At 35.4% G+C, this 15606-nt stretch carries 8 protein-coding genes and 3 pseudogenes; 6 read left to right on the plus strand and 5 right to left on the minus strand.

Features of this window, described 5'->3' with window-relative positions; genetic code table 11:
• Window positions 1–159: 159 nt before the first annotated feature.
• Window positions 160–988, plus strand: a pseudogene (locus tag AASI_RS01345) (transposase family protein).
• A 145-nt stretch (window positions 989–1133) separates the two neighbouring features.
• Here AASI_RS01345 and mfd read toward each other — a convergent pair.
• Together mfd and AASI_RS01355 are read right to left on the minus strand one after the other, a co-directional pair.
• Window positions 1134–4505, minus strand: a complete 3372-nt coding sequence (gene mfd, locus AASI_RS01350) for a transcription-repair coupling factor (RefSeq protein ID WP_012472473.1) — start codon at window positions 4503–4505, stop codon at window positions 1134–1136.
• A 385-nt stretch (window positions 4506–4890) separates the two neighbouring features.
• Window positions 4891–5276 (minus strand): annotated as a pseudogene (locus AASI_RS01355) (IS1 family transposase); the annotation flags it as partial.
• A gap of 267 nt (window positions 5277–5543) precedes the next feature.
• Between AASI_RS01355 and mnmG the strand changes: the two are divergent.
• The 5 genes and pseudogenes from mnmG to AASI_RS07865 form a co-directional block, all read left to right on the plus strand.
• The gene (gene mnmG / locus AASI_RS01360; protein WP_012472475.1) at window positions 5544–7409 is read left to right on the plus strand and encodes a tRNA uridine-5-carboxymethylaminomethyl(34) synthesis enzyme MnmG; all 1866 of its coding nucleotides are present in this window, start codon (window positions 5544–5546) and stop codon (window positions 7407–7409) included.
• Between the two features lie 87 nt (window positions 7410–7496).
• A complete protein-coding gene (locus AASI_RS01365) occupies window positions 7497–8765 on the plus strand; it encodes a serine hydroxymethyltransferase (RefSeq protein ID WP_012472476.1) in 1269 nt (422 codons plus the stop codon).
• Between the two features lie 214 nt (window positions 8766–8979).
• The gene (locus AASI_RS01370) at window positions 8980–10215 is read left to right on the plus strand and encodes a M16 family metallopeptidase (RefSeq protein WP_012472477.1); all 1236 of its coding nucleotides are present in this window, start codon (window positions 8980–8982) and stop codon (window positions 10213–10215) included.
• 62 nt (window positions 10216–10277) lie between these two features.
• Window positions 10278–11753 (plus strand): proline--tRNA ligase, encoded by a 1476-nt coding sequence (proS, locus tag AASI_RS01375; protein ID WP_012472478.1) that lies wholly within the window; start codon window positions 10278–10280, stop codon window positions 11751–11753.
• Between the two features lie 318 nt (window positions 11754–12071).
• A pseudogene (locus AASI_RS07865) lies at window positions 12072–12412 on the plus strand (integrase core domain-containing protein); the annotation flags it as partial.
• Window positions 12413–12425: 13 nt separating this feature from the next.
• Here AASI_RS07865 and AASI_RS01385 read toward each other — a convergent pair.
• From AASI_RS01385 to AASI_RS01395, 3 genes are all read right to left on the minus strand, one after another.
• The gene (locus AASI_RS01385) at window positions 12426–13721 is read right to left on the minus strand and encodes an aminopeptidase P N-terminal domain-containing protein (RefSeq protein ID WP_044282721.1); all 1296 of its coding nucleotides are present in this window, start codon (window positions 13719–13721) and stop codon (window positions 12426–12428) included.
• 246 nt (window positions 13722–13967) lie between these two features.
• The gene (locus AASI_RS01390) at window positions 13968–14309 is read right to left on the minus strand and encodes an MGMT family protein (protein WP_012472481.1); all 342 of its coding nucleotides are present in this window, start codon (window positions 14307–14309) and stop codon (window positions 13968–13970) included.
• 233 nt (window positions 14310–14542) lie between these two features.
• Window positions 14543–15484 carry a hypothetical protein gene (locus AASI_RS01395; RefSeq protein ID WP_012472482.1) on the minus strand — a complete coding sequence of 314 codons (942 nt, stop codon included), beginning with the start codon at window positions 15482–15484 and terminating at the stop codon, window positions 14543–14545.
• Between the last annotated feature and the right edge of the window lie 122 nt (window positions 15485–15606).

A 15606-nucleotide genomic window follows, 5' to 3' on the forward strand; every position in this document is an offset into this window, starting at 1 on the left:
AGACAATATAGACCTCTGAACAGATACCTATCAAATTTTTGTTTACAACTAATGCGAAGCTTTATTTAGCAATCAATACAATAGAACTGCTGCGAAAAAGGTTGACAAAGAAGATAAAAAGGGTTAAGATGTAATTCTTATTATATAAAAGGAATAAGTATGCATTTAACCTACACCAGGATAAGCAAACATCCCTATAACTTTAGAAGAATAACTGGCTTAAGTATAGAAACATTTGATAAATTAGTTTTAAAAGTAAGGCCTCTCTTTGAAGAGCTAGAATCGAGTAAGCTGCGCCATGGTAGGATGAGTCATTTACCTACCTTGGAAGATAAATTGCTCTGTGTACTCATGTATTATCGCACTTATATTAGCCATGTGTTTTTAGGCTATTTGTTTAACTTACACAACTCTAACATATGCCGCTTGCTCGCGAAAAATGGAGCCATTACTAGCTAAGAAGATTAGCATTAAAAAAGATCGCAGCTTAACCTCAGAAAAGGTATTGCGCATATTAGCAGATGTGAGTGAACAGCCTACGCAAAGACCTAGTAAAAAGCAAAAGAAATCATATTCAGGCAAGAAAAAGAGACATACTATAAAAACAGAGATAGTGATGGGAGAAGATGGAAAAATACTCTCTGTATCCAAATCTCATAAAGGAAAAGTGCATGACTTTAAAATCCGTAAAGGAGAAAAACTCTTACCTAAAGAAAGCTTAAAGCTAGCAGATAGTGGTTATCAAGGCTGGCAAAAGATACAGAGCAATGTCATGATACCCTACAAAAAGAGCCGTAAGCGGCCATTAACCAAGGAGCAGAAAGAACATAACAGAAAGCTATCCTCCATACGTATGAAGGTAGAGCATAAGATAAGAGAGATCAAGGTATTTAAGATTATGTCAGAAGTTTACCGTAACTTTCAGAAGAAATATAACCTGCGCTTTAATATTATAGCGGGTATGATAAACTTCAAGCATGCTTTTTAACAAATAGCATCGCTACTGGCAAGATTCTCTCTCTGTTTTATTCAAATTCCTACTTTATTTTATCTCTTTCGCAGCAGCTCTAATATCCATTGCTAGTGAATAACACTTTAAGAAATCTAAATTTTACTCACAAATAATTAGCTGGTTAATCACAAAACTCTTTATTATTCCATAGACATTTCAAAATTTCATATGCTTCCTCTACAGTATTAATGGCATGTATAGTTAAGCTTAGTTGATTTTTAAGTTCTTTCAGCTGACAACGTTGAGGATGTTCCTGTATATAATTAAGTATACAGTTCAAGGTTTCAGAGAAAACAGTTTTTGGTGGCGAAGGAATAAAATAACACCGCATAATATTATCTTTTAGCCTTATCTTCTGTAAACATAGCTTTTTAGCTACCCATCTAAGTTTTACAGCTTTAATAAGTTCTTGGACTGACGTTGGTAGAGCACCAAATCTATCTTGTATTTCAACCTGGAAGTTTTCCAAACCTTTTTCGTTTTCTATGTTATCTAGTTTAGTATAAAGCCTTAGACGTTCGGTATCATTGTTTACATAGCTAGTAGGAATTAATAATTCCAAATCTGTTTCAAGCGTACAATCTATATTAGACAACTGACCTTTACGAGCTAGCTCTTCTGCGAATAACTCTTTGAATTCACTTTCTTTAAGTTCTTGCACTGCTTCATCTAGAATTTTACAATAGGCTTCAAATCCTACATCGGCTATAAATCCACTCTGTTCAGCGCCTAACAAATTACCGGCACCTCGAATATCCAAATCTCTCATAGCCACTTTAAATCCATCTCCTAATTCTGTAAATTCCTCTAAAGTACTTAATCGCTTGCGGGCTTCTTCAGTAAGGCTAGAGTTAGGTGGAGCTATTAAATAACAAAAAGCCTTCTTGTTAGACCTGCCAACCCTCCCACGCATTTGGTGCAAATCTGAAAGCCCAAACATATGACTATCGTTGATAATAATGGTATTGGCATTGGGAATATCTAGGCCTGATTCTATGATGTTGGTTGAAACCAAAATATCATATCCTCCAGCTATAAAAGTAAGCATCTTTTTCTCTAGCTGGTCTCCATCCATCTGGCCATGTGCAATACCAATTCTGTATTCAGGAACTAGCTTATAAAGCATATTTGCTACTTCTTGAATATTATTTATTCGATTATGTACAAAAAATACTTGTCCACCTCGTTGTACCTCGTAGTGGATTGCATCTTGTACAATCTTTTTGTCAAAAGTGTGTATGGAAGTTTGCACAGGTTGTCTGTTAGAAGGAGGGGTAGCAATAATACTTAAATCCCTGGCACCCATCAATGAAAAATGCAATGTTCTAGGAATAGGTGTTGCAGTAAGGGTTAGCACATCTACATTTACCTTAAACTCTTTAATACGATCTTTAGCCTTTACTCCAAACTTTTGCTCTTCGTCAACAACTAATAAGCCCAAATCTTTAAACTCAAATGCTTTACCTAAAATTGTATGGGTACCAATTAGTATATCTATTTTACCTTGTGCTGCAGCTTCTTGGATTCTTTTAATCTCCTGCTTGGATTTAAATCGATTGACATACTTAACATCAACAGGAAAATTAGATAATCTGTTCTTAAAAGATTCATAGTGTTGTAAGGCTAAAATAGTGGTAGGGACCAATACAGCAACTTGTTTACGGTCGTATACAGCCTTAAAAGCCGCTCGAATAGCTACTTCTGTCTTTCCAAACCCTACATCACCACATACCAATCTATCCATAGGATGTGGTGCCTCCATATCTTTTTTAACATCTGCAGTAGCAGATGCTTGGTCAGGAGTATCTTCATATATAAAAGATGATTCCATTTCAGCTTGTAAGAATGTATCTTTACTAAATGCAAATCCAGGAGCATATTTTCGCTTACTGTATAGCTGAATAAGTTCTTTGGCAATAACTTGCACCTTATGCTTTACCTTTGACTTTTTCTGCTCCCAAGCACCACTACCAAGCTTGCTCATTGTAGGAACAATGCCTTCTTTACCTGTATATTTAGAAATTTTATGCAAAGCATGTAGGCTAAGGTAAACGACATCATTATCCTTATATACAAGCCTTAGTACTTCTTGCACTTTATCATTTACAGAAACCCTACTAAGCCCAGAAAAACGAGCAATACCATGATCGATATGTACTACATAATCACCTGGTTGTAGATTATTAAGCTCTTTCAGTGTAAATGCTTGGCTCTTAGAATATTTTTGAGGTGATTTATAACGGTAATAGCGGCCAAATATTTGATGTTCTGTATAGCACGCTATACCTATCTGATAATCTATATAACCTTGGCTGATCCCTATTGGCAATGCCTTGAATTGTACTTTTATATCCAGCTCTTCAAGCATATTAGCCAAACGCTCAAACTGGCTTGTAGATTCAACCAATATAAGGTTTTCTAATCCTAGCTTTTGATTTTGCTGTAGATTTTCAGCTAATAAACTAAGTTGTTGGTTAAAACTAGGCTGTGATGAAGCTTTGTACTCAATTACTTCTTCACTTTCCAGGTAAAATCTATTCCCAAATTCTACACAAGTAAATCTTCTTATATTTTTCTCCCAGTCTTCGATATGCTCGTATAATATTTTGTCTAATTCTACCTTCTCTGTAGTACTAGAAGTGGCTGAGTTACTTATCTGTTGAGGGCGGCCATTTAATTCCTCTCTTTTATTTTTCAGTGCATTAATCACCATTTCATAATCCTTTAACCACACAACTGATTCTTCAGGTAAATAATCAAAGAAAGATTGATAGGTTATGGTTGTATTAAATGGTTCAGTATAAGAAAGTAAGATAGCTTCTTTTACCTTCTCTGTTGAAAGTTGATTAGAAGGATTGAAAAGACGTATACTTTCTATCTCATTTCCTAGCAGCTCTACTCGATATGGAAGCTGGCTGCCATAAGAAAAAATATCTATAATGCCACCCCTAATTGCAAACTGGCCTGCTTCATATACAAAATCTACTTTTTCAAACCCTTTGTCAATAAGTGTATCAACAAACTCTGATAAAACTAGTTTTTCCTTTGGTTGTATACTCCAGCTATTTTTAGTTAAACTATCTTGGCTTATCACTTTTGTAACAATGGCTTCTGGGTATGTCACAATAATTTTAGAGACTTTATTGCTTTGTCTAAGCTGCTGTAAAATTTCATTACGCATTAAGTTAGCTGCAGTATCTAAAAAAGCTTTGCTGTCTGTCTGATATTCTATAGCTGGATATAGTACTACCTTCTGAGGGCCAAGTAAATTAAGCAAGTCTGTATATAAATAAGCAGCTGCCTCTTTATCCTGTAAAATAAATATCTGTGTAAAATTATTTAATTGATGTAAAGCAGCACCTAATATAGCCGGTAAGCTACCAGCTAGGCCTTTTAAACGAATAAATGAATGTGAGGAATTACATATGTTATTTAGTAATTCTTTTATCCAATTATTTCTTGTATACAGGGAAATTAAATCTTTTGCTTGCACTGGAAATTTACCTATTTAAAATTTTTAGATAGCTAATTAGTATAGACAGAATAGATGTATTCTACCCTTGTAACTTTTACAAGCATAGAATACATCCTTAACTGCAAGTAAAAGTAAAGATTTTTTCTGTAAAAAATTATTATACATGGCTTATAAACATGACTGTCAAATGGTAAACTAAAAGCATTTATAATTTATAGCTTAGTAAGCTATCTATAAACTATAGAAAAGCTTGTAGCTTTTACTGTTCTATTATTTTAGAATTGTATAAGATTATATGCATACAGCTATATCTATTAAAGGCACTCCATTATTAAATTAGATATTGTTAAATTAATATAGATAATTAATTATCGAGTTTAGCCATCGATAAGTTAAGCGACTTCTAAATCATATGTATCTGCTTGATATAACATTTCACTTTACGCTTAAATCTGGCTCAATAATGCCTAATCAAACTGTTATACCTCTCAACAGTGTATGTCTCTGACTTGCTTTGTATATATGTTTTGGAATAAACTTACGATAATCTTGATCCTGTTTTGCTTGGTCGTCCTCCACACACATACGTGAGAAACCGTTTACTAAGCCTATCAACAGCAATCCATACCCAACAGTAATTTTTTTGAGCCTACATACGTATGCAAACTCATCTAGCTCTACTGTCTCTTGGGTAGCAGGTAGATTTGTTTGTTCTCCCCATACTTTTATCAATTGCTAAACTGTGCCATAGCTTATTTGAAGTAGGCAGCCAATAGTAGGAAAGCCTAGGGACTAAACGTCACTGTATACTATACTTCAATTTTACAAAAAATGGACCATTCTATTTTACGACACTATAGGAACAACTAAATTCACAGCTTATTTTCTATGCTTTATCAATTATAATTTGTATATTTAGTTCATTTTATCTTTACTTATTTTCTAATAAATTTAGAATAAATTCCTAATTAATTATTTTACTTAGCCATTTATAGAGACTGATAAAGTTCCACGTGAAACACTATACAATTTATACTATACAAACCATTTAAAGCCATGTTTTCTGAATATGATATTATTGTAGTAGGTGCAGGCCATGCCGGATGTGAAGCTGCTGCTGCTGCTGCGAGAATGGGTTCCCACGTACTGCTTATTACAATGAATATGGGAACTATTGCCCAAATGTCTTGCAACCCTGCTATGGGAGGTATTGCCAAAGGGCAAATTATACGTGAAATAGATGCGTTGGGTGGATTATCTGGTATTATTACCGATAAGTCTATGATTCAATTTCGTATGCTTAACAAGTCTAAGGGGCCGGCTATGTGGAGTCCTCGTGCACAAAGTGATAGAATGCGATTTGCAGAAGAATGGCGTCTAGCATTAGAACAGATAAATAACTTAGATTTTTGGCAAGATCTTGTAAAAGAAATTCTGATTGAGAATGGGAGAGTAATAGGCGTAAAAACAGCTATGGGCCTTTCTATTAGAGCTAAAGCTGTTATTTTAACCAATGGAACTTTTTTAAATGGTGCAATTCATATTGGAGAAAAACAATTTAAAGGAGGTCGTACAGGTGAAAAATCGGCCACAGGGCTCACAGAACAACTTACCAACCTTGGCTTTGAATCAGGAAGAATGAAAACAGGTACTCCACCACGGGTAGATAGTAGAACGCTTGATTATACATGCATGGAAGAACAACCAGGAGATGAGAATCCAAGTAAATTTTCATTTCTGGATAGCACTATACCACTTACAAAGCAGAGAAGCTGTCATGTAACCTATACTAATAAGAGGGTTCATGAGCTGTTGGAAAAAGGATTTGACCAATCGCCCATGTTTAATGCACGCATTCAAGGCAAAGGACCTCGATATTGCCCTTCTATAGAAGATAAAATAACACGTTTTGCAGAACGAGAAAGACACCAAATTTTCGTAGAGCCAGAAGGATGGAATACCATTGAGGTTTATGTAAATGGATTTTCTAGTTCTTTACCAGAAGATATACAGTACCATGCTTTAAGGGCCATACCAGGCTTTGAAAATGCAAAAATGTTTAGACCTGGCTATGCTATTGAGTATGATTATTTCCCGGCTACTCAACTAAATGATACCTTAGAAACACGTTTAATCTCTAATCTATACTTTGCAGGCCAAATTAATGGCACTACTGGTTATGAGGAAGCTGCTTGCCAAGGCTTGGTAGCAGGCATTAATGCGCATCGGAATATAAATGAATTAGGCAAAGTAGTTTTTTCTCGTTCTGAGGCTTATATAGGTGTTTTAATAGATGATTTAATCACAAAATCTTCTGATGAGCCCTATCGAATGTTTACATCTAGGGCTGAATTTAGAATCTTGCTTAGACAGGATAATGCTGACCTACGCTTAACAGAATTAGGATATAAAATTGGTTTGGCAGACGAAAAACGCATGAGCGAAGTACAAAAAAAGCAACTTCACATCAACCAATTGATAGACACACTGAAAGAATTAAAATTAAATCCTGAATCAACCAACAATTCATTTATTGAATCTGGTATAGTACCTATTAGAGAGAGACAAACTATATACCAGTTATTAAAACGGCCTGAACTTACCATATCTATTCTGAAAAAGTACCATGAGAGCTTAAGCAATGCTTTAGAAAATTATGGAATAGAGGTAATAGAACAAGCTGAGATTCAGGCAAAGTATGAAATGTACATTCAAAAAGAAAAAGAGCTAGTAGAGAAATTTAAAAGGCTAGAAAATTGTCATATTTCACCTGGATTTGATTATACACAAATTAAAGCACTTTCTACGGAAGGACGCGAAAAGCTAAAAAAACACAAGCCTACTACGATTGGCCAAGCATCTAAAATTAGTGGTGTCTCCCCAGCAGACATAGCTATTTTGATGGTTTATATGGGTAGATAGGTTGCTTGCTAGATAATAAAATGATTTATGATAAAAGCTTATACTTTGTTTGCCAACAAAGCATAAGCAACTTAAAAGCCATCTAACATGTTAAGAGATACGCAAATATTTACACTAATTGAAAAAGAATATCAGCGCCAAAATGAGGGCCTGGAGCTGATCGCTTCTGAAAACTTTGTTTCTCAACAAATTATGGAAGCAGCAGGTAGTATACTAACCAATAAATATGCAGAAGGGCTACCTGGAAGGAGATACTATGGAGGATGCGAAATAGTAGATGAAATAGAAACATTAGCTATAGAACGTGCAAAATCCCTTTTTCATGCTAGCTGGGCTAATGTACAGCCACATTCAGGCTCGCAAGCCAATGCTGCTGTTATGTTTGCTGTATTAGAACCAGGCGATAAGATTTTAGGGTTTAACTTAGCACATGGTGGGCATCTAACGCATGGATCTCCTGTGAACTTTTCTGGTCAATTATATGAGTCTCATTTTTATGGTGTTCAACCAGAAACAGGTTTAATTGATTGGGAAGAAGTAGGAACCATAGCAGAGCAAGTAAACCCTAAGTTAATTATTTGTGGTGCATCTGCTTATAGCCGTGATTGGGATTATAAACGTCTACGTGCTATTGCTGATCAAGTAGGAGCTCTTCTTTTAGCAGATATTTCTCACCCTGCTGGGCTTATTAGCCGTGGTTTGCTAAATGATCCAGTCCCTTATTGCCATTTTATAACAACAACAACACATAAAACATTACGTGGTCCTCGAGGTGGTATGATTCTGATGGGTGCAGATTTTGAGAACCCTTTTGGCAAAAAAACAACTAAGGGGAAATTAAAAAGTATGTCTACCTTACTTGATGCTAGCGTATTTCCAGGCATACAAGGAGGTCCTTTAGAACATATTATTGCAGCAAAAGCTATTGCATTCCAAGAGGCTATGAGCGATGACTATTTCAATTATATTCTACAAGTACAAAAAAACACACGTCAGCTAGCACAGTCTTTTGTTAAGCGAGGCTATAATATTGTTTCTGGCGGAACAGATAACCATTTGATACTCATTGATTTAAGGAATAAAGGAATTACAGGAAAGTTAGCAGAGGAAGCGTTGATAAAAGCTTCTATCACACTTAACAAAAATATGGTACCATTTGATGACCAGTCACCCCTTATCACTTCCGGTATACGTATTGGTACGCCTGCTGTTACTACTAGGGGTATGCAAGAGACAGACATGGAACAAATAGCTGCATGGATCGACGATGTCTTAAAGAATCATGAAAATGAGTCTAAAATTGACTCTATTAGAAAAGAGATTGGTAACTATATGCTTCAATTTCCATTACCTTAATAAATAATTTTTCATTATAGATATATTTATATCATAATCATACAAAAAACTACGAATGGTCTTATACTTTTATTATAAGACCATTAAACATTTACGTTTAATTTGAGCTTTATTGTTTAAATTAAGTTAATAAGAATTTTAAAATAAGTATTTCGATCCTAAATATGTTCTGGGTTGATTGTGCCTTACTTTTGAAAAAAATTGGATATTATATATGATAAAATTTGAAGGTTTTACATTAGAAAATGGATTACAGGTGGTTGTGCATGAGGACCCCAATAGTTTAATAGCAGCCGTTAATCTCATGTATTATGTAGGCGCTAGAGACGAAGAACCACATAAAACAGGGTTTGCACATCTATTTGAACATCTAATGTTTAGTGGCTCCCAGAATATACCCTCATATGACGAACCTCTTCAGCAAGTAGGAGGTACCAACAATGCCTATACTAGCTCTGATGTGACTAGCTACCATTGCACTTTACCAGTTGCTAATTTGGAAACAGCTTTTTGGTTAGAATCTGATCGTATGTTAGGTTTATCATTCAACAAAAAGGGGTTAGAAGTACAAAGAAAGGTTGTTATTGAAGAATTTAAAGAAGTATATCTTAACCAACCTTATGGAGATGCATGGGGCCAGTTAACTGGATTAACTTATACTCAACATCCTTACCAATGGCCTGTAATTGGTAAAGAGATTAGCCATATTGAACAGGCTTCTATGGAAGATGTAAAAGCCTTTTTTAGTAAATTCTATGTACCCAACAACGCTGTATTAGTGGTAGCCGGTGGAGTAACGCTAGAGCAAGTCAAGCAACTTAGCAAAAAGTGGTTTGAGCCTATTGCAGCTGGGAAAGTACCTGATAAAAAGTTTTCTCAAGAACCTATTCAAAAAACTACTAGAACAAAAACTGTTGAGCAACATGTACCCTTGGATGCTATTTATAAAGCTTATCATGCGCCTGGTCGATTAGAAAAAGGATATTATGCTACAGAAGTCCTATGTACCGCATTAGGTATTGGTAAATCTTCTACATTATACCAAGAACTCATAGAAACCAGAGAGTGTTTTAATACCATAGGTAGCTATACAACTGAAACCATTGATCCAGGCTTACTAGTAATTTCGGGTAGGGTTAATGAAGAGATAACATTAAAAGAAGCTGAACAAAACTTGTGTGATGTCATCCATACAATACAAACTAATGGATTTACAGAAGCTGAACTAGAAAAAGCGAAAAACCACTTAGAAGCATCTTTTGTATATGATACAGTCGATATAACAAACCGTGCAGAGGAGCTTGCTTATGCCACGTTGCTAGGGGATACCAATATGGTCAACACCAATGTTGATAATATATTAAATGTTACATTAGAAGAACTACGACAGATGGCAACACGACTATTGCAATCAGAAAATAGTTCCACCTTATATTACAAACGCAAATAGTAAAATAAGCTTTGTTAGCGAGTTCTTAGATTGCTAGCTTTGCGATTCAAATAACTGTTTATATGCATAAAAAACTACCCACAAGAGCTGAAAATTTTAGCGAGTGGTACAATGAAATAATTAAAAGGGCTGAACTAGCAGAGAATGCTGCTGTACGCGGCTGTATGACTATTAGACCTTATGGATTTGCTATATGGGAAAAAATGCAAGCCATATTAGATAAAGCGTTTAAAGCAACAGGCCATGAGAATGCTTATTTTCCTATTTTCATACCTAAATCTTATTTAAATCGTGAGGCAGCCCATGTGGAAGGCTTTGCTAAAGAGTGTGCTGTTGTTACCCATTATAGACTTAAGGCAACAGAAGACGGGCAACAAGTCGTTGTAGACCCTTCTGCCAAGCTAGAAGAAGAGCTTATTGTACGGCCCACCTCAGAAACCATTATTTGGAACAGTTACAAAAACTGGATTCAATCTTACAGAGACTTACCTTTACTAATCAACCAGTGGTGCAATGTGGTACGCTGGGAGATGCGCACACGTCTTTTTTTAAGAACCGCTGAGTTTTTATGGCAAGAGGGGCACACAGCCCATGCTACTCAAGCAGAAGCAGAGCAAGAAGCATTACAGATGTTAAATATCTATGCTGATTTTGGAAAAGATTATTTAGCCATACCCTTTTTAAAAGGTATCAAAACCGAGCATGAGCGCTTTGCTGGCGCAGAAGAAACGTATACTATAGAGGCTTTGATGCAAGATGGCAAAGCTTTACAGGCAGGCACTTCTCATTTTTTAGGGCAAAGGTTTGCGAAAGCCTTTGAGGTAACCTTTACTAACCAAGCTGGCCAATTAGATTATGTATGGGGCACTTCTTGGGGCCTTACTACTCGTTTGATAGGTGCCCTTGTTATGACACACTCGGACGATAAAGGGTTGGTATTACCTCCACGTGTAGCACCTATACAGATAGTTATTATCCCTATTTACCGAACCCAAGAAGAAAAAGAAGCTATACAACAACAAGCACAACATATTCAACAACAGCTTATTGCACATAATATAAGCGCTAAATTGGATGGACGAGATGAGCACAAACCAGGCTGGAAATTTGCAGAATATGAACTAAAAGGCGTACCCATTAGAATGGCCATAGGGCCTAATGATCTGGCCAATAACACGGTAGAATTAACTAGAAGGGATACAAGCGAAAAAACAACGGTACCAACAGATAATATCATTGTAGTAGTTAAGAGTATGCTGGATAGCATACATGATAATTTGTATCAGCGTGCCTATGAATTCAGAGAACAAAATACTTACCAAGTAAACAGTTATGAAGAATTCAAAACAGCAATAAGTCAAAAACGTGGTTTTATTCTAGCACATTGGGATGGCACAAAAGAAACAGAGAGGCAGATACACGCTGAAACTAAAGCTACAATTCGTTGTATCCCACTAGAGGTGAATACAGAACCAGGCGTATGTATTTATACTGGAAAGCCTTCTAAGCAAAGGGTAGTATTTGGACAAGCTTATTAAGAGGAATAAAGGTGTTTAAAATTATTTTGAAGGTTTTCCATGATTTTTTAGTAAAAACATAATCTACGTTTTAACATTACAATTATAGATTAATTTATAAACTTCAAACATGCTTCTTGATAGTTATAAGGTACGCATTCACGGGTCTGCCAATACTAGAAATACGTTATTTTAAATATAAAAAGCACTTGGTTGCTAAGAATAAAATATGAAGCAGCTATAAAATTAACCGTATACTAACCATAAACAATAGTTTTTATAGCTAGTCACTAAAAAAATATGCGTTTTTGGCTCATTTTAAAGGTAGTGAACGCGTACTTTACAAATAGAAAAGAAGGAGAATTAGCGCTCGAGCATATGTTTGATCGTATTTGTAAGCAAGAAGGCATTGAACATAGAAGGACTCAAGTAGCCCACCTATGGACTAATGGACAGGTAGAGCGAATGAATAGAACTATTAAACAAGCCACTAGAGCTATTATTATAGCAGCCATCAGCAGCTAGAGCATCATTTAAATGATTTCTTGTTAGCTTATAATTTTGCTGATAGACTCAAGGCATTAAGGGGTAAAGCTCCTTGTCGATTATAATAGAGGAGCAATGGGTGAAAAATCTTCAGCTTTTTCACCAAAACATTAATACCTTTACCAAGAGACTAAACACCTAGCCTATCTATTTCTGGTACATTAACGCCTCTATTTCATCAATTTCCAAAGGAATAGTAGCCATTAAGTCTTCTATACCATTTTCCCTAATTACAATATTATTTTCTAACCGCATCCCTAAACCTTCTTCACGGATATAGATACCTGGCTCTACTGTAAATACCATCCCTGGCTCAAATTTCTTATAGATGTTGCCTACATCATGCACATCCAAGCCAAGATGGTGAGAGATGCCATGCATAAAGTATTTCTTATAAGCTGGCTTGCTGAGGTCTTGATTGTTAATATCTGCTATATGCAAAAGTCCTAATTGGACTAATTCCTTTTCTACTACTTCGCCTAATGCTTGGTGGTAGGTATTTAAATCATTGCCGGGTACTAACATTTTTTTTGCCTCATGCATAATACGTAACACAGCATTATATACAGCTCGTTGGCGTGCAGTAAAGCGGCCACTGACCGGTATAACACGTGTAAGGTCTGAGCAATAATTGGCATATTCAGCACCAAAATCTGCTAAAATGGTGGTACCTGCCTGACAAGCTTGGTTATTGCTATTATAATGTAATACACATGCATTGGTACCAGATGCAATAATAGGTGCGTAGGCAAATCCACGTGAACGATTCTGAATAAATTCATGGATAAGCTCAGCCTCTATTTCGTATTCCATAACGCCTGGTTTAATCATAGGCAGAATACGACGCAACCCTTTTTCAGTAATAGAACAAGCTTGCTTGATTAAATCTATTTCTATCTCAGATTTAATCACTCTTAGCTGATGCATAATCGGTGCAAGTCGTTCATATTTGTGTAAAGGATATTTATGCTTGCACCAAGCAGTAAAACGCATGTCTCTAGTTTCTACAGGACTTTCAGCACGTATATGCTCATTGCTATTAAGGTATACATATTCTACCTGTGACATCAGCATAGGTAGAATTGCATCAAATTCATCAAGCCAATAAACATTGGTTATACCACTGGTAGTCTGTGCTGCTTCCTGAGTATATTTTTGGCCTTCCCATATGGCAATATGCTCGTTAGTTTTTTTTATAAAAAGTATTTCTTTCCATCCATTTTTAGGAGCATCTGGATAGATAACTAGTTTTGTCTCTTCTTGGTCGATACCGGAGAGATAGAAAAGATCATTATTTTGTCGAAAAGGCATTATGCCATCTGCATTGGTAGGCATAATATCATTGGCATTCAGTATTGCTAAGGAGTTTGGCTTTAGGTACTGGATTAGTTTTTTCCTATTATTTATAAACAAACTTGAATCTATTGCGTGATACCGTAACATATAATTTTTATAGCTTGAATTAACTTTCCTAAGGTTTACGTGTGAGTTGATCGCCACAGGAACAAATGAGCCTGTAACAATGTTTTATTCAACTTGGAAGAGGAAGGTAATAAAAATTTCTGAAAAACTTGTTTTAGAATTATTAGAAACTGATCGGTTTCTTGTTAAGCATGTTAAAGGTGATATATAAAGTCATATTTACATTACTAATAAGCTATTATATTTACCATCCATTGTTGTTTATATCTACTCAATTTCTAATTCCTCAGGGGTCCAGAAGATAGCTTGGAGATCTTGTACCTGATTATTTTTGATTTTAATTCCTTCTTGCTGAAGCAGTTGCTCCATACTTGCATTGGAAGTAAAATGTTGTTTGCCTGTCAACAGTCCTTGTCTGTTTACTACTCTATGCGCGGGTATATCTTTGTTATGCTTGGTTTGATTAAGTGCCCAACCTACCATACGTGCGCTCTTCTTAAGCCCTATATAATGAGCAATTGCCCCATAAGTAGTTACACGACCTGGAGGAATTAATTTAACTATTTCATGGACTTTTGTAAAGAAATTGTCTGGCAATTTTTCATACATAATTTTACGAGAGATTTAAGATCCTCCTATCTTTGGTACGTCGCATATTATACTTTTATTAGCAATTTAGTAAATATAATTGGTTGTTTGTTTGATGATTTTTAATTTATAGAATTTCTTAGAAGAATATTGCTTGTATAAAAAACATTACCTAGAGGTTTTAAAAACCCCTAGGTAATGCTTGACTTGACAATTGATCAACTGTTGATTTTATACAGTTGCTATCTAAAATATTATTTTAATTCTTTATCAAGTACATTGATTCCGTCTTCAACTTTTTTAATTACACCATCAAGTTCTTTTGATAAGTCCTTATCTAAAGTATAGTGCTTTCTTCTCTCTACTCCTGTCATTTGCTTTATTTTTAACACAACAGAACCTTTTGATGGTGTTTGGTACTCAAGTTCGCTTCCTTTTACAGGGATTATAATTTCTACACCTTCACCATCAGGTCTTACTTTCTTAACTTGGTCTACAAACTCTTCTAAATATTTTCTCAACTGCTTGATAAGCTCTGGATTATTATCTTTATTAGGACCCGTAAGAACAGCTGCCCTCATCTTATCTGATAAACCCATATAGTGAGCCACTACATAAAATCTAGGATGTTTTGCTGTATTAGCATTTTTTGTCCCTAAAAATTTATCAAATACCTCTTTCATTACCCCATGGATTCCTTCTTCAATTTCTAGCGCTCCGCTTTTTGCTCTACGTTTGTTAGCAGCATTAAGTTTTTCTTTATCTCCTACTACAGATTTACGTGCTATTTGTGCAAAATACCTAATACCATCTTTTTTGCTAGGTAAGTAAGCAGTGTCTTTTTGTTTATAGCTATCCTTGCGTGTTAATACTTCGCCATCCTTGCCTACATTTGCTTGAGCATCTAGAATAATCTTATGTTCAAGCCCCGCCTGCCCATGGTTTAAAGAATAACCCAAAGATTCCGACAAGAATTTATTTCTAGCCTTAGAATTTTCCTTATCTTTTGGATCTATAGGTAGATTATGATTTTGACCTCCAGATATGCCAGCATGTTCATTTGAAGTACATTGTGCTGCCAATAGCAAGAATAAAAGAAGGGCGCCTGATATCCCTCTCTTAGCCAGGGTTGCTTTTTGTATTGTTTTTGTTTTTCGGTAATTCATTTCTTGTTCAAGATTTGAAAAGTGATACATAATTTTTGAAACTTATGTAAGGAAAAGACTTCCTTATATTAGCTTCTCCATATTATTATAATACGAATTTTTTTTGGAATAAACTAGGATTTATATGCTATTTGTAATACTTAAATAAGTAT

Source organism: Candidatus Amoebophilus asiaticus 5a2, assembly GCF_000020565.1.
Lineage (GTDB): Bacteria > Bacteroidota > Bacteroidia > Cytophagales > Amoebophilaceae > Amoebophilus > Amoebophilus asiaticus.